This window comes from Mycoplasmopsis gallinarum DSM 19816, assembly GCF_000621085.1.
Classification (GTDB): domain Bacteria; phylum Bacillota_I; class Bacilli_A; order Mycoplasmatales; family Metamycoplasmataceae; genus Mycoplasmopsis; species Mycoplasmopsis gallinarum.
The window spans coordinates 13241-33711 of sequence record NZ_JHZE01000012.1; the positions used below are offsets into that span (position 1 = coordinate 13241).

The 20471-nt window shown below is 23.4% G+C and carries 12 protein-coding genes; 7 read left to right on the forward strand and 5 right to left on the reverse strand.

Annotation, left to right across the window (positions count from 1 at the left end; genetic code table 4):
* From Q346_RS03900 to Q346_RS0102855, 5 genes are all read right to left on the reverse strand, one after another.
* Positions 1-7902, reverse strand: a complete 7902-nt coding sequence (locus tag Q346_RS03900; protein WP_036438055.1) for an ABC transporter permease — start codon at positions 7900-7902, stop codon at positions 1-3.
* Positions 7903-7983: 81 nt separating this feature from the next.
* Positions 7984-10083, reverse strand: a complete 2100-nt coding sequence (gene ftsH, locus Q346_RS0102840) for an ATP-dependent zinc metalloprotease FtsH (protein ID WP_027332979.1) — start codon at positions 10081-10083, stop codon at positions 7984-7986.
* A 53-nt stretch (positions 10084-10136) separates the two neighbouring features.
* Positions 10137-11009, reverse strand: coding sequence for a tRNA lysidine(34) synthetase TilS (gene tilS / locus Q346_RS0102845; RefSeq protein ID WP_027332980.1), 873 nt, complete (start codon positions 11007-11009; stop codon positions 10137-10139).
* A complete protein-coding gene (gene pth, locus Q346_RS0102850; RefSeq protein ID WP_027332981.1) occupies positions 11009-11560 on the reverse strand; it encodes an aminoacyl-tRNA hydrolase in 552 nt (183 codons plus the stop codon). The genes tilS and pth overlap by 1 nt, the downstream gene beginning before the upstream one ends.
* Positions 11560-13701: an ATP-dependent DNA helicase gene (locus Q346_RS0102855; RefSeq protein ID WP_027332982.1), complete on the reverse strand. Its 2142-nt coding sequence runs from the start codon at positions 13699-13701 to the stop codon at positions 11560-11562. The genes pth and Q346_RS0102855 overlap by 1 nt, the downstream gene beginning before the upstream one ends.
* Positions 13702-13931: 230 nt before the next feature.
* Between Q346_RS0102855 and dnaA the strand changes: the two genes are divergently transcribed.
* From dnaA to Q346_RS0102890, 7 genes are all read left to right on the forward strand, one after another.
* Positions 13932-15365 carry a chromosomal replication initiator protein DnaA gene (dnaA, locus tag Q346_RS0102860; protein ID WP_036438059.1) on the forward strand — a complete coding sequence of 478 codons (1434 nt, stop codon included), beginning with the start codon at positions 13932-13934 and terminating at the stop codon, positions 15363-15365.
* Positions 15366-15483: 118 nt separating this feature from the next.
* Positions 15484-16596, forward strand: a complete 1113-nt coding sequence (locus Q346_RS0102865) for a DNA polymerase III subunit beta family protein (protein WP_027332984.1) — start codon at positions 15484-15486, stop codon at positions 16594-16596.
* 13 nt (positions 16597-16609) lie between these two features.
* Positions 16610-16837 carry an RNA-binding S4 domain-containing protein gene (locus tag Q346_RS0102870; protein ID WP_027332985.1) on the forward strand — a complete coding sequence of 76 codons (228 nt, stop codon included), beginning with the start codon at positions 16610-16612 and terminating at the stop codon, positions 16835-16837.
* Positions 16837-17820, forward strand: coding sequence for a lipoate--protein ligase (locus tag Q346_RS0102875; protein WP_027332986.1), 984 nt, complete (start codon positions 16837-16839; stop codon positions 17818-17820). The genes Q346_RS0102870 and Q346_RS0102875 overlap by 1 nt, the downstream gene beginning before the upstream one ends.
* Before the next feature lies 1 nt (position 17821).
* A complete protein-coding gene (locus tag Q346_RS0102880; RefSeq protein ID WP_027332987.1) occupies positions 17822-18661 on the forward strand; it encodes an alpha/beta hydrolase in 840 nt (279 codons plus the stop codon).
* Entirely contained in the window at positions 18654-19391 is a 738-nt protein-coding gene (locus Q346_RS0102885; RefSeq protein WP_027332988.1) for a PQ-loop domain-containing transporter, read from the forward strand. The genes Q346_RS0102880 and Q346_RS0102885 overlap by 8 nt, the downstream gene beginning before the upstream one ends.
* Complete coding sequence (locus Q346_RS0102890; protein WP_027332989.1) at positions 19378-20358, forward strand: aspartate--ammonia ligase; 981 nt, start codon at positions 19378-19380, stop codon at positions 20356-20358. Before Q346_RS0102885 ends, Q346_RS0102890 begins: the two co-directional genes overlap by 14 nt.
* The last annotated feature ends 113 nt before the right edge of the window (positions 20359-20471 follow it).

The following is a 20471-nucleotide window of genomic DNA, read 5'->3' on the forward strand; positions in this document are numbered from 1 at the left end:
TTATCCTTTAAGTAATTCAATTGGTTTCATTTTGCCGATTGTCATTCATGTTCCTAAAGCAGTAATTATAAATACTCCGAATACTAATAATATTGTTGTTAATATGTAAATTCAATTTAAATTAATGGCCAAATAAACAGAAGATGAGGCTAATAAGAATGCATTGAAAATTGAAATTAAACCAAGAGTAATTGGAATAGCAATAATTAATGATAAAAGAATAAAAGGAACAAAAGCAAAAAGAAACATTTTAATTTTTTCTTTATTTGAATATCCTAAAATTGATCAAATTGCAATATTTTTTTGATTTTCATTAATCATTAAAGAGGAAATAATAACAAGTATCACTAATGAAATTGCTAAAATTGAGCTTAATGTTGCAATAATTAATTTAGTAACCATATCTCCAATTTGATTAATGAAACCAATTTCAATTTCTTTTGAATCAATTGCTGAAGCAATAATAGTAAATAAATTTGATTCGTAATTATCAAAGTATTTATTAATTGTTTCTTTCATTCCTAAATTTTTATGTTTTTCATAACTTATATTCAAATCTTGTTCTAAGTTTGATTCATTCATAAATTGATTATAAATATGTTTAATATTAATGTCTGGTTTAATTTCTTTTAATTTTAATAAATTATTTATTAATAAACCTTCTGCTTGATTATTGCTAATATTTGGATTGAAGATTTGTTCATAAATTGAACTTATTTTTAAATTATCTAAAACATCTAGATTAATATTATCAAGCGTTGGTCAATATCCACTATCTGAATATAATGCTGTTGATTGTAATAATTGAAGTGGAATTGGACTATTTGTCATAATTCCATTAAATGGTTCATAATTACTTATATTTTTAGTCAGATTGTTATTTAATCCAAGTAAATCATTGACAATGTTTTGGGTTGTAACAATTTCTTCATTAATCATTGTATTGCTTATGCCTATAACTTCAAATTCTATAGTTTCTTCTGTTCAATTTGAAACAAATTGCTTTATAAATCTATCAAAAGAATTCAGTGATTGAACACTAAGTTTATCACCTATTTTTAAGTTATATTTTGCTGCTACCACTTTGTTAATAACAAGAGGTTTAATTTTATTATTTTCATTTTGATAAAGTTTATTTAATAAATTGTGATTATTTTCATCAATTAAAGCAATGAATTTACTATTTTGCTTATATCCATAAATTTTATGATTTTGTCCATTTCATGAAATTTCAGCTCATGAATATTGTTCGTCGCTTTGTTCATTGAAATAAATCCCACTGAAACTAATAAAGTAATCGTTGCTTAAATTTTCAAAAACTTCTGGTTTTTGCTCTTTTAAAGAAATTAATTGTTGAGCAACAATTGTGTTTTCTCAATTATTTTGTGTTATTTGTTTTAAATTCAATCACTCTTCAATTGTTTTGTATCCATTGATTAAAAAGTTTCTATATTCAGTTCTTAAATTAGTTTTAATTGGTAACAATTCATATTCTTTGCTTTTTTCATTTCAAGAAGCAATTTTAAATTCGCCTTTTTTAGTACTATTAGAATCTTTATAATATCTAAAAAATGTTTTTTTATCACTTGCATCTTCAATATTTTGATAATTTAAATTACCATTTTCATTTATAGATAGAACATAAGTTTTATTCTCAATTCTTTGATAATTCTGTGAATACTCTAAAGCATAACCAACAATGTCTCTTATTTTGTCAATTCTATTTTTTTGGGTGTCAGGCATTTTGTTATAAGCCAAGTCTCAAGGATTAACAGAAACACTTTGATCAATTTCAATATTTAAAGAAAATTGTGTCAAAATATGTGGTTCAAAAGAACTTGGATTCCCATTTTGATTTCCTTGATTAACAATTGGTGATCAACCTGGACCAAAATAGTTATATTGTGTATCTTGTGACTCTGATTGATTCCCTAGAGGTACATATAATGAATTATTTAAATAATTTGGAGAGTAAGTTTTATAAATACCACCTTCTAATGTAGGAGTTTTTAAATCCATTTTAAATTGATAATGTCTGTTGTCAAAAGTATTTTTTATTGTTTTAGGAAAGGCTTTAATGCTTGCAAAACCAAATAAACTGGTTATAGAAACTAATAAAATTGATACCATAAATGAAAGTAATTTTCATACCCCATTCAAAATTAAAACTAATGTGAATTTTTGCTTAATATTTAATTTTTTAGATTTACTATAAATAAAATTATTAATTTTATTTATTTTTACTTCGTTTACATTATTAATTAAATCTAATGGTTTAGTTCTTAATAAAATTAATGCTAAAACAAAAATTCATGTAGATAAACCTATCATTGGAATAATAATTGTGAATAGGAAGGCAAATCAGTTAAAGTTCAATGTGGTTTTAGGTAGAGTTCAATAAGAACTAAATATATTAAATAGTAGATATTGTAAATTGTTTCCTAGTATATAGCCTAAAATTCCTCCAATTAAACAAGTTACAAACGCAAAAGCTGTCAATGAAAAAGCAATTTTGTATGGTTGATAACCTTGAGCAATTAAAATTCCAATTACTTTGTTTTTACTATTAATGTATCTTTTAACAATGAAAATGGTTGATGTGCCCACCAGAATAATAAATAAGCTAATAATAAAATTGGTTGCCAAAGAAAGAGAATCAATAATTTTTGTAATTGAACTAATTCTTAAAGATCTTTCTGGGTTAATTGGGTCAATTTCATCTATTTTATAGACTTTTTCTATATTTGTGTTACTTAAATTATGAACAATTTCTTTTATTTCTGATTCAAGTTTGTTTATTGATTGTTTATCATTATTTTTAACAAGTAAATACTCTTTTACAACATTTCCTGCATAGGCTTTTTTTATTTTATCCATTCCAAAATTATTTACATAAACCAATGCTTGATTCTTGGTATTAACTTGCAAATTATTCTCATCAACGATTGGATAAATGTAATCAACTGTGGTGTCATCACCAATAATTATGAATTTAATTCCATTAACATCAATTAAATATTCATCCTCTAATTTTGCAATAAATTCTTCAATTTTTAAAGGATTAGTTGGAATTTCACCAGTATATATACTTTTATTATTATTAATTAAATAAGAATAATTTACTTTTGCTAAATAACTTTTTGGGTTGTTAAAAGTGATATTTTGAACCTCTGTAAAAGTGAATAGTTCATTTATTAAATTTAATCCCAAGTCAATTAAATTCAAACCAAAAATTTCTGGATATTCTTTATTTGTTAAATAATCGAGATAAATTTTGTCAACACTTAATTTGCTACTTCCTGTTAGATTTAAAGGAGGATTAGAAAGTTTAATTTTATTTAACAACGGGTTTAATATCTCTTTTAACTTTAAATTTTCAGGGCTATTGGTTTGAATGAAAAGTTCAAAATTTGGTAATTTATTTAACAATAAATAAGCCAAATTACCTTTTATTAGGTTATCACTAGTTTGCTCTCCAGCAAAATATAAAATTACCACTTCTGGAAATAAATATCTCAATAATGGAGTAGTCAGAGCTTCAGAAATGCCAAATGAAGATAACAAGTTTTCAGGACTAATTTTATCTAATAAAATATATGCTTCATTTCTTATTTCATAAAAATTTGTAGATGATAAATAATTTTTTACAAATGTTTTCAAGGTGTAATGATAAATCCCGTTAGGGTAATTTTTGTCATTATCTTTGGTGTATTTCTTGTTTTGACCTATCATTCCCAACATTAAAATTAATTCGTTTTTGTTCTCTAAAACAAAATTTTTAAATTTTGGGTTTTTATTAATTAATTCTTCTACAAAAGAATTTGTAAAATTTCCTGCACTATCTAAATTGAATAGGTTTGCGCTTTTTGGATTGTATAAATATTCATTTATAAAATAATCCATTTCGTTGCTAAATGGTATTTGTTCGTTAGTCGCTTTTGCTTGAGATAATTTTAAAATTTGTTCATTAATACTAAATTCAAGAAAATTGTTTACAAATTTATCTGTCTCTTCTTTTGAAGCTGAATCATTTAAATAAAATTTTATTAATGTTTTATACAAATGAAAATTATCATTCCCTAATTTATAGGCATTAAAACTTTTGCCAGACCATTCATTATTAGTAATTTCATCCAAACTTTCATTTAAAAGTGAAATTACTTGTAATTTTCAGCTAAAACTATATCAATCGAATAATAAATCTGCACCTGTTTTTTCTTCTTCTTTTTTATAAACATTATTTGAACTAACTGTTTGTTCAACAAAATCAAAAAGTTTATAAAATTTATTTTTTAATTTTTCAGTTTTGTAAACATCTTTTACGCCTTCAAAATCAAAAATTTCTTTTCATTCAACTTCATTAAAAATTGGATCATTTTTTTGAATTTCTTGACTTTGAATTTTTGCTAATTTATTTTTAATAGAACTATATAAATTATGAAATAAACCATAATTAGGTTGCGAATCATTTGATGAAAAATTTGCATTTATCAATCCAATAAAATCTAATAATGAAATTTTGTCATCATCTTGCGCTGGTAAATAAATTGGTTGATTTCCTAATTGTTGTACTTTTGATGATAAATTTAATAAATTCGTTAATGCTTTTTTAAAGACAATATTTGACCCATTAACATTAAAAATACTTTTTAAGAACACGAAAATTAAATTTTGAAAAGAAATGTCGTCTATTTCTTTTTCTGAGTCACCAATTTTTGCTGATTCAATATTTTTAATTAATTCTTTTTGGAATATATTAAAATCAATTAAATTAAGAATATTAACAATTCCTTCTTTTATATTTGCATATTCTCCGTCTTTATTTGCATCTAATTTAGATACAAATTTGTCGATTACAGGTCTTCATTTTTCTAATTCGAATTTATTTATAATCAAATTAATTAAAGAATGTTCATCATTAATATTTAAAATTTGAGAAAAATCTAAATTATTTATTATCAAACCAATTGATTGTTTAATTTGTTGTTGATCTGAAGCTAATAAAATTCAATTAATGATATTTCAAAAAGAAAGATATTTAGTCTCTGCATTTTCATCGAATCATTTTTTTGCATAATTAACAATTTGAAAAGTATCGAAAGAATTTATAAATATCTTTGTTGCATTTATAAACAGTATTGGATCTTTTGATAAATTAACGGTTGTTTCAATGAAATTGTTAGAAAGAATTTCGGAATTAGTTATCAATGAAATTGTTTGTATCAAGTTATTTAATTGCTTTATTAAATAATTTTTTTGTTCGTTAATTGTGCCTTGATCAAGAATTAGATTTTTTATTCGTTCTAAAAACTCGTTAATTATTATTTTTAAAAGATCTCCGTTTTGATGTGTAGACATTTTTTCAATTGCATTAAGTATCATTGCAGTTAATTTTGTGTTGTCTAATTGGCCAGTGATAAATGTTTGTCCAAAATTAACCATGTCCATTGATTCTTTTAAAATATTAAGTAATTCTAATATTGTTTCTTGTTTAAGAAAAACTTGTTTTGATAAGCTTGAATTTAATAAATTGTTTTTTAAAATTTCTATTAAATAATTAACAGATCCTGTTTTTATTATGCTTTGTATTAATTTTTTGTCGTTTTCCATTAATAGAAGAGGGACATAAAATAAATTTTTATTGTTTGAATCTATTTTGATTCAGCCATTTTCTGTAGTTTTTAAAAACTCGGTTGCTATGGTTAAATTGTTTGATTCGATAAATTTAAAAAGAGATGATTTATCAAACTTGTTTGATGATTTTAAAATTTCTTCTTTATTAACTAAATAAAAATTTTGATTTTCTCAAAATATTCCGTATTTAATTTCATTTTGTGCGCTATTTAAATCATATTTTTCTAATCATAAAACTTTTTTTAGTCCTAAGTTTTGCAAATTATTATCAAAAACTTCAATAAAATCATATTTTGGTTTTATGTAATTTTCATCTGTTATTAAATTATTTGATAGTGATTCAATGATTTTAGATGCTATGAATGGCGGAATTTGTTTTTGTTTAAAAACATTGTTTTTATCTATATTTAAATTGTTTAAAGCCGTTTTGTTGAATTGTTCATTGTACAGTTTTCCGACATTTAATTTAATTCCATCTATTTCTTGATTTTCATCCCCCATATTAATAAAATGAAAAACATTTTTTACTCCATTATTTGAAACAGCATCAACAGTTGTTGATTGTCTTAACCCAGTATTTTTTTCTGTTACTAAATTTTGAATTTTATTGATAATTTCTTTTTTTGCTATTGATAAAGAATTATTTTTAATTATGGAAAATTTGTCGTTCAAAATTTGTATATTGTTTATTTCTGTTAAAAAATTCTCATTATTAATATTTTGATTTTCTTTTCATTTTCTATTGATTTCTTGCTCAATTTCTTTGATATTTTTAGAATCAGTTTTTGAAAGTGTGTATGACTTGTTTAATAATTTATTAATTCTTGCGTCGTTTGTATAAAGTTTTATTAATTCTAATTCTCAAAAATTAAAGTTCGATGATATATTCGAAACTTTTTTGTTTATTTTTATTGGTTGATTATTGACAACTCAATTATTATTTATTAATTCATAAATATATTTTCTATTTATTTCTTCCTTTTGTCAATAAGAAAAAGTTTCTAATTCATTTCAAAGCGGATTTCTATTTTCAATATCAAAACTTCCTAATGTTTCCATAAAAGTTTTGTATGAACCACTTCATTTTTCTTTTCAATTAGATATAAATGTGGTTTCGTAATTTCATCTTAAAAAATTAATTTCGTTTTGTTCTTGTGCTATTAATTTTGGACTTAAAACTAATGGGTTTGTTTTAATATTAATTTTTTCATTTTCTGTTATTTCTTGATCTTCAAGTAAAAAATTTCTTAAATTTAAAGTATTTTTTAATTCAGTTGTTTCTGAAAATGTTTCTACATTCACAATATTTAAAATCTTATTTGCAGTTTTATCATATTGATACACAAATGCATCATTTGCTTTTGGATAAAAACCTATTGATTCTAAAAATTTCTTAGTATTAAACTTAAACCCTTTATTTTCTTGAATTCATTGAGTTCCTTTTAAGAAATCAAGAGTTATTTGTTTTGTTTCAATATTAATAAAAATTAATGACGGTTGCGAAGCGAAAATTTGATCATTTTCATTTGTTATTTTTATTAAATCTCCAAGAAAATAAGTTTTATCAAAAACAACTTCATTTTCTCTGGTAAAACTCTTAATTTTTTTAACTTGTTTATATGTATATCCTTGTTTCTCATATATGTTTAAATACGTATTTTCTTTTGAAGTTAAATTCAAATTAGAAACATCATTTAAATTAAAAGAAATATTTGAATTTTTTAACTTACTCAATTCATATAAATTATTAATTTCTGACTTTTTAAAGAAATATTTTTTTCCTTCTTCTGAATAACCTAATAAAGATGCTGCTACATATTCTTCATCATCAAAATCTAAATATAAAACATTTTTGTTTTGAATGTTTCTTTTATAAGTATTAGCAAGGCTTTGAAATTGATCTTCTAAAACCGAATTTTTTAATTTTGTTTTTCATTCATTGAAATTAGTTTCTTCAAAACTTTTATCATAATCTATAAGATATTTAATAGGTAAATTATAATTGTTGCTTATTTCATCTTGGCTTTCACCATTTATAAAATAGCCATTATTATATGCTGTACCTTGTGGTGTTATATTTAAATCAACTGTTAAATCTTGCAATTTCGAAACATTTTTATATGAATCAAAACTTCTGTTCATAGATTTGTTTACACTAGTTAATAAAGTAAAAATTCATGAAGTGATAAAAACTAGAATGCTTAATCCAATTACTATTACTTTGTTTTTTGATAAAGATTTAAATACTTCCTTAAACAGTTTTCACATCTTATTTTTCTCCTATTAAAAGTTTAATAATTATAAATAATTTTATTTTTAAATTAAGATGTAAAAAATAACGCTTTCGCGTTATTCTTGTTTTTCAGTTTCGCCTGAAGTTTCTTCTATTCTTTCGTTATCTAATAAATCATCTAATGAATATTTAGTTGGGGTTATATTTTCTTCAATTTTTTGCGGAGGAAGTTTCATATTTTTAGAAATATATTCAATTTCTTCTGCCACAATGGTTTCTTTTTGTAATAAAGCTTCTTTAATCAATTCTAATAGTTCTCTATTTTCTTTTAATATTTCGGTTGCTTCTTTTTTAGCTTGCAACATTATGTTTCTAATTTCAGTATCAATTTCATGTCCGACTTGATTTGACATGGTTGAAGATTTCAAATAATCTTTTCCTAAAAATGGACTTCCTTCATTTTCTTCATATTGAATTGGCCCAAGTGAAGACATTCCTCATTCAGTAACCATTTTTCTTGCAATTCTTGTGGCTTTTGCAATATCATCTGATGCACCAGTTGATATATTTTCTGCACCATAAATTAATTCTTCAGCTGCTCTACCACCCATAAAACTTGTGATTACTGCAATTAATTCTTTTTTAGTTGCATTATATTTTTCTTCTTCAGGTGTCATTAAATTATATCCACCAGCTTGTCCTCTAGGAATAATTGTAATTTTTTGTACTTTATTAGCACCTGGTTTTTTTATACCAACTACAGCGTGTCCTGCTTCATGGTATGCAACCATTGTTAATTCCTCTTTGGTAATTACTCTATTCTTTTTAGCTGGACCAGCCATAACTCTATCTATTGCTTCATCAATATCATCTCTTGTTATTAATTCAGAATTATTTCTTACAGCCAGTAAACTTGCTTCATTAATAACATTTTCTAATTGTGCACCAGAAAATCCTGGGGTTCTTTTTGCAACTTGATTTAAGTTTACATCTGGAGCTAATCTTTTTCCTTTGGCATGTAATTCTAAAATTTCTTGTCTCTCTTTAACATCAGGTAGTCCAACTGTAATAGTTCTATCAAAACGTCCAGGTCTTGTCAAAGCAGGATCCAAAACATCAGTTCTATTTGTTGCAGCAAAGAATAAGATACCGTTGTTTTCTTTCATTCCATCCATTTCAACAAGTAGTTGGTTTAAGGTTTGTTCTCTTTCGTCGTTTCCACCACCTAAACCAGCTCCACGGGTTCTACCAATTGCATCTAGTTCATCAATAAAAATGATTGCTGGTGCATTTTTTCTTGCTTCATCTACGACAGTCCTTACTCTTTTTGCTCCTAATCCAACAAACATTTCTACAAAATTTGAAGCAGAAATGAAATAAAATGGAACGTTTGCTTCACCCGCTGTAGCTTTAGCTAATAACGTTTTTCCTGTACCCGGAGGACCGCCAAGTAAAATTCCGTGCGGCATTCTAGCACCTGCAGTTTGATATTTTTTAGGATTTTTTAAGTAGTCGACAATTTCAGCAATTTCTTCAATTGCTTCTTTGTTTCCTGCTATGTCTTTGAATGTTTTGTTGCTTTCTATTTTTTTAGCAGGGCTTTTATCATCTCCAACTGCTCCCATTAAATTCCCGTTTCTTTTCATTGCATTTCTAAACATAAAGTAAATAATTGCAAAGAAAATAAGAGTTGGCAACAATGATAAAATTAATGATTTTCAAAAATTATTATTTTCAACTGGTAAATCATTTATTAAAAATCCTGTACTTTCAATTTTGTTATTTGAACTCATAAAAGCTGTTGCTCTATTTAACAAGTCATTAAAAGTTGAATTAACACTTAAATCCACATTTGAATTAGCAACTGTGGCATCTGCACCAAAAAGTTTTAAATCTCCTATTGCTTTTGTTACTGATGTTCACTCCTTAACACCATCTCGACTTAAATTAGCAATATATTGAATATTTTTACCATTTTCTACAAATGTATAATTAGCTGTTCCCAAATATGAATCAAATTTTAAATTTTTGATAAAAATGTTGTCGTTTGCATTTTCTATTGCTCTATTACTATGACTTTGAAATTGTGAATAACTAACAGATGCAGCTTTGCTTGAATTTGCAAAAAAAGCAAAATAAATAACAATAACAATTAAACTTAAAATTATGGCATAAACTGCTCATTTAATTATTTTATTTCTTTTTGTTGTTTCCATTTTTCTCCTTTCTATTAAATTAATTAATTATTAATATTTAGTATTATAAAAAATTAAAAAATTAATTTTCCTTTATTTTTTAATAAATAAATATCTTCTTTTAAAAGATAATTACTTGTTCTGTTTGGTGATTCAATAAACTTTATAATTTGTTCAATTTTTTTGGAACTTAAGTTAATATTTTTAAATTTTTCATTTATTAAACCGTAAACAACTCTGTTTTTGTAATTGAAAAATTTAAAAAATTCTTGATCATATTGGTTTTGCTCTCACTTTTTCTTTTCTTTTTGTGCTTTTTTTTCTTCATCAAGAATCTTTTTATTTATTTTTTTAAATTTTTTTATTTTTTTGTTTTTATTTTTTCTTGTTTCTTTTATTAATTCTACTCTTATTTTGTTTCTATATGTGAAGGGTTCATGGTTTGTATAATCGATCGCATAATCAATTTTTAATTTTTCCAATTTTTTTAATATTTCTGATTTGAAATATTTAAAAACAAAGGGTCGAATTAATTTCATTCCATTAACGAAGTTATATTTTTTTATACCGAAAAAATTGATTATTCTTTTTTGATTTTTTTGCATTATTGCACTTTCAAGTCAGTCATCTTTGTGGTGTGCTAAAAATATACCTTTTGCATCATATTTTAAATAAATGCTTTTAAAGAAATCAAATCTGTCTTCTCTAGCTTTATTTTCAAAATTTAGATTTTTTAGATTTAATTCATTGTAAAAATAATTTTTTCCTTCGAATATTATTTTTCTTTGATTACAAAAGTTTTTTACAATTTCAAAATCTTTTTTTGAATCGTGTCTGAAGTTGTAATTTATACAAACAGCAACAATTTTTTTTCTTCCGTATTTTTTGATCATTTTATGGAGCAAATACATAGAATCTGGTCCACCACTTACAGCTACTAAATACATTATTTCTTCTTTTGATTAAATTTATTCATTACATAATTGATATCGTTATAAACAAACGATAAAGCGGCTTCTTCAATAATTGGAAAAACTGACTTTAATATTTCAATTTCTTCTAATGTAAACTTTGATAAAACTCAGTCAGATAAAACATAGTTTTTGTTGTAACCTATACCTATTCTTAACCTTTTAAAATCATTACCGATTGTATTGATTATACTTTTTATTCCATTGTGTCCTCCAGAACTTCCACCTATTTTAATTGCACTTTTACCTATTTCATAGTCTTTTTCGTCGTAAATAACTAAAACATCACTTGGCAGAATTTTGTAATAATTAATCAATGATTGAATAAAATTACCAGATAGATTCATGTATGTTTCAGGTTTAGCTAAAATAAAATCGTCATTAATAACAAACGTACCGTTTCATTTGTTTTTATTAAATTTCAAATTTAATTTTTTTGCAATTTCATCAACTAACATAAAACCAATATTGTGTCTTGTCATTTTATAATTCTCACCTGGATTTCCTAATCCAACTATTAATTTCATTAGTTCTCCTCTAGTAATAACTTCATATTTGTTTCTATTTTATAGTTATTTTTAACATCAGTAATTTTATTTATATAAAGATATGAATCACCAAAAATATGCAATTCTTTTTTTGCTCTTGAAACTGCTGTATACAGAAGTTGATTTTTAAGCATTTTCTCGAATTCTTTAAAAACTGTAAAAATTATTGAATTAGATTCGGAACCTTGAAATTTGTGAACTGTTATAGCATATGCTAATTTTATATTTTCTTTAATTTCCGCTTTTGTGTATTCAACTTCTTTATTATTAATTTTGAATATAAAATTACCATTTATGAAGTCTTTGAAGTATCCAATTTCTCCATTAAAAACATTTTTTTCATAATTATTTACTATTTGAATAATTTTATCCCCTATAAATAAGGGTTTATCTCCAAATAAAACATTAAAATTTTCGTCTGGAAAATTAAAAAATTCATTATTTCATTTTTGCAATTTTTCATTTATTTTATCAACAAACCGATTTGTTGGACAAAGTATAGTTACATTTTCTATTGAATATTTCTTTACTTCTTCTTCGTATTTATATTCAATAAAATTTAAAAATTCTATTGAATTTTGTTCATAAAATTTAACATTTTCAGTATTTAAATTCGGTTCAATATTATTTTTAATATTTAAAAAATGCTCACAAATGTCAACACAATCTGTTCTAAATATTTCTGTCAATTTTGTTTTTTCAATTTGATCCGAATTAACAAATTCACTTAACATATTTCCTGGTCCAATGCATGGCAATTGGTTGTGGTCGCCAATTAAGATAACTTTTTCTATTTCTTTACAAGAAGTTAATAATAAGTAAAATAAATCTATATTTACCATCGAAAATTCATCAATAATAATTACTTTAACATTTTCATTTGTTTCATAATTCTTTAAATTCATTAAACCTTCATCTTTATCGATTTTTAGAAAACTATGAATTGTTTTTGTTAATATCCCAAATTTAGTTGTGATGTTAGATCCCGCTTTTCCTGTTGGTGTTAAAATTTGAACTTCAGACTTTTTGTATTTATTTTCAGTTAATAAAGTATTATAAATTTCATTTAATATATATGTTTTTCCTGTTCCAGGAAAGCCAGAAATAATTGAAAAATTCTTATTAATCGCTTTTAAGTAAGCTTCTCCTTGTTTTTCTGAAAGTGATTTTGGAAATTCTTTTATTTCTTTTTTATTATTACTTAATAAGATTAAATTTTTAACATAATTTAAAATATATTTTTCTTTTTCATACATTTTAAAAGTTGTTAATTTTAAGATTCCTTTTTCTGATTTAAATTGCAAAATTTCGTTTCTTTTTATCATTTCTATCAAAACATCATAAATATCAAATCTATCTACTTTAATTAAAGTATTTAATTTTTCTATTTCGGTGTCAACATAATTGATCATGTTTTTTGACAGTGAAATCAGCGTATTATTATTTTTAAAATTTTCATATATATATAAATAAATAAAAGCTCTATAAAATGAATACGAACTAATTGAAATTAATGGACTTTCTTTTAATAAAACTGCAATTTTTAAATTTGTTTCAAAATCGAACCCAAAATTGATAAATAAATCAAATATGTCATTTTTTTTAAAATATTGAATTAAATCTTCTGTTTCTGTTAAAGAAACAATTTTGTCATATTGAGATATTAGTGAATTTTCAATAAAGTATTTATAAATTTTGTTGTCATTTATTTTATTTAATTCTTTTTTTAGTTTTTCTGCTATTTTATTTCCCAAATCTTCAGCATAAAAATTATTTTTTTCTGAATTTTCAATTCAATTGTCGCCATATTTATTTTTTAAAAGTTCTAGTTTTTTAAATCCGAATCCTTCAACTTTTTTCAAGATATTAACTTCTAATTTGGTGTTCTTGAGTTCATGTAATTTTATTTCTTCTAAATTTCAAGTTTCTTTTAGTTCATTATATAAACAATAAATTTCATATTCGATGAATAATTCTATCTCTTTTCCTTTTATATAAACAGGAATTTTTTTTCTTCCTTCATATTCAAATAAAGCAAAAGTATATTTTCATTCTTTGCTTGCCCCGCCGGACAAAATTTTTGTGAATTTTCCAATAAATTTTTGATTTGTTTTATCCATGTTGCAATTTTATTAAATTCAAAACAATAAGAAATTTTTTTTATTTTTTCAATAGTAAATTCATAAAATATTAACAATTTAAAACAATAGAATATTTTATTGTTTATAACTACAATTTATGTCTTTTTTATAGGTGTTTTTTATGTTAATAAATTGTTGATAATTTGTGAATTTTTAATAAATATTCACATTATGTTTAATTTATTTTTTTTAACATTTAATATTTAATTATGACAAAAGAAAATTTTGATGAAATAGACTTAAAAGTTTTTAATGATTTATTTTTAAACAGTCTTAAAATGGAAATTAATGACTCTATGATGTATAACACTTTTTTTGCTCAGTGAAAAATTCATGGGTTTGATAATAAAGAAAAGAAAGTAATTATTGCTTCTCCTCAAAGTAATGAAATTTTGAAAATGATTAAAAATAATTACGACGAAAATATATTAAAAGCACTAAATGAAGCTTTTAATATTGATTGTAATTACTCTTTTCTGGTTATCAAAAATCCAACAACTGAAAAAAAAGTTGAAATTATTAAAGATCAAAGTAAAAAAATCTTAAAAACTAATTCTTCTTCTGAAAAAAAAGAGAATAACATAAATGCTAATTTTACATTTAGAAATTATTGTATTAGTGATTTCAATTTAGAAGCTTTTGAAATGGCACAAATGATAATCGATGAAAATAATGAAAGAAAAGTTTCATTATATAGTCCAATATTTTTATATGCAAAATCTGGTTTAGGTAAAACACATTTATTATTTGCAATTCATAATGAACTTACTAATAGAAATAAAAATGTGAAATATATTAATCCTAATATTTTCACTTCTGAAGTTTCTCTTTTATTACAAGAAAACGATCAAAAAAAGATAAATAAATTAAAAAATGAATTAAACTCATATGATGTTTTGATTTTTGATGATTTTCAAAATTTTGGTATTGGTTCTAAAAGAGCAACAATTCAACTTATTTATGATATTTTGGATTATAGAATAAATAATGAATTACTTACTATTTTTGCAGCTGATAAACATATCAATTATCTTCCTGTTATTTTTGGAGAAAGATTAATTTCAAGACTTTCTTATGGATTGCAAATTGAAATTAAACCTCCAAATCAAAGTGATTTATTAAAAGTGTTAGACTTCTTGCTTGAAAGTAACAATTTTGACTTAAGTAATTGAGAAAAAGATGCAAAAAAATATATTACAAGAAACAATTCACAATCAATTAGGAATTTAATTGGTGCTATAACAAGAATAAAATTTTTTACAAAAGAAATTGACAAAAGAATGAATTCTAAGTACACTCTTGCTGTTGTAACAGGAATTTTTGAAACTATTCATAAAAATAGAGAAAACATTACTCCTGATACAATTATCGAATACGTTTCAAAATACTACAAAATATCTAAAAAGGAAATGATTGGTAAATCAAGAACAAGAGATGTTGTATTAGCAAGATATATTGCTATTTATATAATAAAAGAGCAATTAAAACTCCCTTATGAGAAAATTGGACAATTTTTTGGGGGTCGAGATCATTCTACTATTCTAACTGCTGTTAAAAAAGTTAAAGATGATTTTGAGAAATCAGATAAAAATTTAAAAAATGTCATTTCTACAATTAGTGATGATATTTATAAATCTTTATAGTTTTATTAACAAATAAAAAATTATAAAAAGTTAATTTTTCTTAAAAAAATAAGCAAAAAAATAACTTTTTAATGATTATTAACAAATTAACAAAATATATTATTTATATGAGGTAAATATGAAATTTGAAATAGACAAAAAAGTTTTAGATAACACATTAGAAGTTGTTTCTAAATTTTCTGATCCAATTAACAGTATTTATGGTTTAAGATGTATTTTAATTAAAGTTGATTCTGATTTTATTGAATTTCAAGCAACTAATGGTTCAATAAATATAATTAAAAAATTAGTTGTGGATAATAACAAAGTAAAAGTATTTGAAAAAGGAAAATTTTTAATTCATTCAAATATTTTTAAAAATGTTATTAAAAAATTAAGTAAAAGTATATTAATTGAAAAAGGAATTAATGACAATATTAATATTTATCAAGGTGAATCAGAATATTCAATAGCTACAAATAAAATAGAAAGTTTTCCTATTATTGAAGAATCAACAAATGTTAAATCTATTGAGATAGACACCAATGAATTTAAAAAAGCTATTAAATCTGTACAATTTGCAGTTTCAAACGATAATAATTTATTATATAAATGTATAAATTTTAAATTCAAAAATAATGAAATAAGATTAGCCGCAAGTGATACATACAGATTGGCTTATTATCAATTAAAAGTAAATAATATAGTAAATGATGAATTTGATTTATCTATTTTGTCTAATAATGTAAAAGATTTATTACCATTTGATGTGCCAAAAAAAGTAAAATTGTTTTATAACAATTTAAAATTTGGAATAAATTATAACAATACAATAATTACTTCAAGAATAATAGACCAACCATATAAAAATATGGAAGAAATTCTAAATAAATTAACTGATCTTGAATATAAAATAACAATAAATAAAGATGAATTAATGGATATTTTAAATAAAGGTTTTGTAATTGCTTCTACACAAGGTGGCAAAAAAATAGAAATAAATATTAATTCAAATGAATTTAAAGTTTCAAACTATCAAGCAGAAATAGGAAATTCAGTTTCTAAAACTCATAATTTTAAACTTGAGGGAAGAAATTCATTATCTTTTGAAGTAAATTTCAATTTCATTAAAGATGCAATTTCTGTTTTTGATGGAGAAATATATTTATTAATTGATAAAGAAATAAGAAAAATCTTAATAATTTCAAAATCAAATGAAAATTGCAAGCAATTAATTACACCAATTAAATAATAAAGAAGGATATATGTCGAAAACAATTTTTTTATCTAAAGAACAAATAACATTAGGACAATTTTTAAAAAAAATAAATGTTATTGATACCGGTGGACAAGCTAAATTTTTTATAGAAACTAATAATATTAAAATTAATAACAAAAAACCTATTGGTAGATCAACAAAAATTAAACCAGATGACATAATCTGAATAAATGATTCAATCTATGTTGTGAAAAAACAAGAAGAGGAAAAATAATGAAAATTTTTAAAATTGATGAAACAAGCCCATATGTAACATTATCACTTGAAAATTTAATTATGAATGATGAAGATATAAAAGGAGATATTTTAATTCTTTATCAACATAATAATGCAATCATCATAGGAAATAATCAAAACGCTTACGAAGAAATAAATAGAGAGTATGTAAAAGAAAAAAATATAGAATTAGCTAGAAGATTATCTGGTGGCGGTGCAGTATACCATGATTTAGGAAATATCAATTTTTCATTTATTACTGATTACAATAAAAAAAGTGGATACGAAAGATTTTTAAAACCAATTATTGATTACTTAAAATCATTAGGATTAAATGCAGAATTCCACGGCAGAAACGATGTTTTAGTTAATGGAGCAAAAATAAGTGGAAACGCACAATATATAAATAACAAAAATAGAATTGTTAGTCATGGTACCTTATTATTCAATGTTGATTTAAGTGTTTTAAGCAAAGCATTAAATCCTTCAAAAATTAAATATGAATCTAAAGGTATTCAATCTGTAAGAAAAAGAGTAACTAATATTTTGGAAGAGCTACCACTAAAAATTACAGCGGAAGAATTTATAAATAAATTAATCGACTTTTTTATTAAAAATTATGATTCTTCACTAGAAGAAATTCCTTATAAAAAATACGAAAAAGAATTAAGTGAATTGAAAAATAAATTTAGCTCTGAAGACTGAATTTACAATAAATCAGCTAATTTTTCATTTTCTAATACTGAAAAATTTCAAGGTGGAATATTGTCTGTAAAAGCAAATGTGGAAAACGGAAAAATAATAAACCTAGTTTTTGAAGGAGATTTTTTATCAAAAAGAAACATAAAGGAAATTGAAAAATTGTTTGATAATATTACTTTATCAGAAAAAGAAATAACAAAGATTTTAGATAGTATAAATCTTGAAGAATATTTTGGAACAATTAAAAAAGAAGAAATTTTAAAGTTAATATTAGGTTAAAATGTTGAAAAAAGAATTATTAATTAACAACGAAAACGTAATATTTTATGAGCAAAATGAAATTGATGATAAACCAAATGTTTTGTTTATTCATGGCTTTGGTGACACTGGACAAAGAGTTTTACCATTAATCGAAAAGAAAAATAAAAATTATAATTTATATGCTTTAGATTTACCAGGAAACAATGGAACAACACATAAAAAAGAAATATCATTAAATTATTATGTTGAAATTGTTAATGAATTAATAAGAACAAAATTTTCAAATAAGCCAATTTATTTAGCAGCCCATTCTATGGGCTGTTTCATTGCTTTGAAATTGTTAAAAATTAATAAAAATATTAAATTTTCTTTTTTAATTACTCCAGTTATATATTCGAATGATTTAAATTATCAAGAAAAATTAAATAACAAAAAAAGATTTTTTATTCCTCAAAATGAAAAAGACATAATTGATTCTCAACTTTCTTTATTTGATCCTGATTCATATGAAAAATTTGCACAAAATGAAAAATTCAAACAAGCAATTTTAGTCAATCAAAAACATAAAATTTATGAAAATTTAAATAAATTTAATAAACTTGTAAATGAAGAATTATTAAATGCAAAATTTTTAATAAGTGAACTTAAACCTTTGTATAAAGAAAAAGAAAAAATTTTAATTATTTATTCTGAATTTGATAATTTTCTTCCTAAAAATTTCGTTGAAGCAGTTATAAAAGAAAATGATTTAAAATCAATATTGATAAAAAATGCAGGTCACGCCATTTTTTATAATGCAACAAATGAAATAAACAACATTATAGAAAAACAATTAATAATAGAGGAAAACAATGTATAAATTTTTTGGAATTACAGATAATAATATGGCTTTATCAGTTATATTAATTATTTTGAGTTTAATTACTTTTGGAATCACTTTATCACTTTCAATTCCACAGTTAATTCATTCTATTAAAGTGAGAAAAACCCACCCAGACACTAAGTATTATTCATTTTGATTATTTTATGTTGGACTTCTTGGTTGAATTATTTTTGGTGGATTCGGACAACAAAAATTAGCCTCAGCATTATATGCTAATTCAATTTGTGTTTTTATTTACTCATTTGTTTTATTCTTCTTATATAAAGATTCGATAAAAAAATGAAGACAAAAAAATGCACTTTGAGTTTTAGTAGGCACATTAATATTTAATTCCTTGATTGTAATATTATCATTTTTAGCTTTCTATGGGGTAATTCACGACTTTTCAAATCCTAAATATACAAGTTTAGATTTATTATTTGCCCAAATTACTCCAATGTTGACAACCTTTGCTTTTTTACCTCAAATTTTAAAGGGATTTGAAACAAAAAATTTTGGAACAATGTCAAAAGGAATGGTTTTAATATTTACAGCAAACAACATTTTTTGAATTTTATACTTTATTTTTACAGGCATTAATGATAAAGCATTTGAATCATTAATTTCACCATTAATTTTCCAAACCTTGTCACTTGTTATTTATGGTTCACAATATGGACTAATGACACGTATTTCGCTAAAGGAAAAACAAAATGTACAAAAGTAAATTAAATATAAAAGAAACGCAACTTGCAATTCAAGATTTAAAATTTACTTTCAGCAAGTCATTAAGTAAAGCTTTAAATTTGGTTAGAGTTTCTGCACCATTATTTGTTGAATCAAAAACCAAAATTAATGACGGATTAAATGGGGAAACACCAGTTTTATTTAATGCTTTAAATATTGAATCATCTCTTGAAATTGTGCATTCATTAGCAAAATGAAAAAGACATGCACTACAAAAATACAAATTTAATGTATATGAAGGCATTTGAACTGATATGAATGCAATAAGAAAAGAAGAAGTGTTAGATAATACTCACTCTTTTTATGTTGATCAATGAGATTGAGAGATGATAATTCAAAAGAAAGACAGAAATTTAACATTTTTAAAATCAATAGTTAAAAAAATCTATAAAGCAATTAGATTTACAGAACATCAATTAATTTTTAATTTCCCTCAATTAAGAAAAAAATTACCTGAAAAGCTTACTTTTATTTCTTCTGAAGAACTAGAAGAGTTATACCCAAATTTAGAAGCTACCGAAAGAGAAAATGAATATGCAAAAAAACACAAAAGTTTTTTTGTCTATAAAATCGGATATCCTCTTAAAGACGGTATTAAGCATTCAAAAAGAGCTTTTGATTATGATGATTGAACACTAAACGGAGACTTAATTTTTTACGATTATGTAAATAACAAAGCGATTGAAGTATCATCAATGGGAATCAGAGTAGATGCAAAAGCATTAGAAATGCAACAAAAATTTGAAAATATTCCAAATTCTGAACTATCTTTTTATCATGAAAAAATTTTAAATGATGAATACCCTCTCACAATCGGAGGAGGAATCGGTCAAAGCAGATTATCTATGTTTTTATTAGAAAAAAAACATATTGGAGAGGTTCAAGTAGGGATTTGAACGAAAGAAGAAAAAGAAAAAGCAGAACAGGAAAACGTTGAATTATTATAAAGTGCTTTCGAGCACTTTTTTTGTATAAAAAAATCGCCAAAACAGCGATTTAAATTTTTGATAAATATTTTTTCTTGTAATATTTAGATTTTTTGAAGTAATGAATTCCAAGT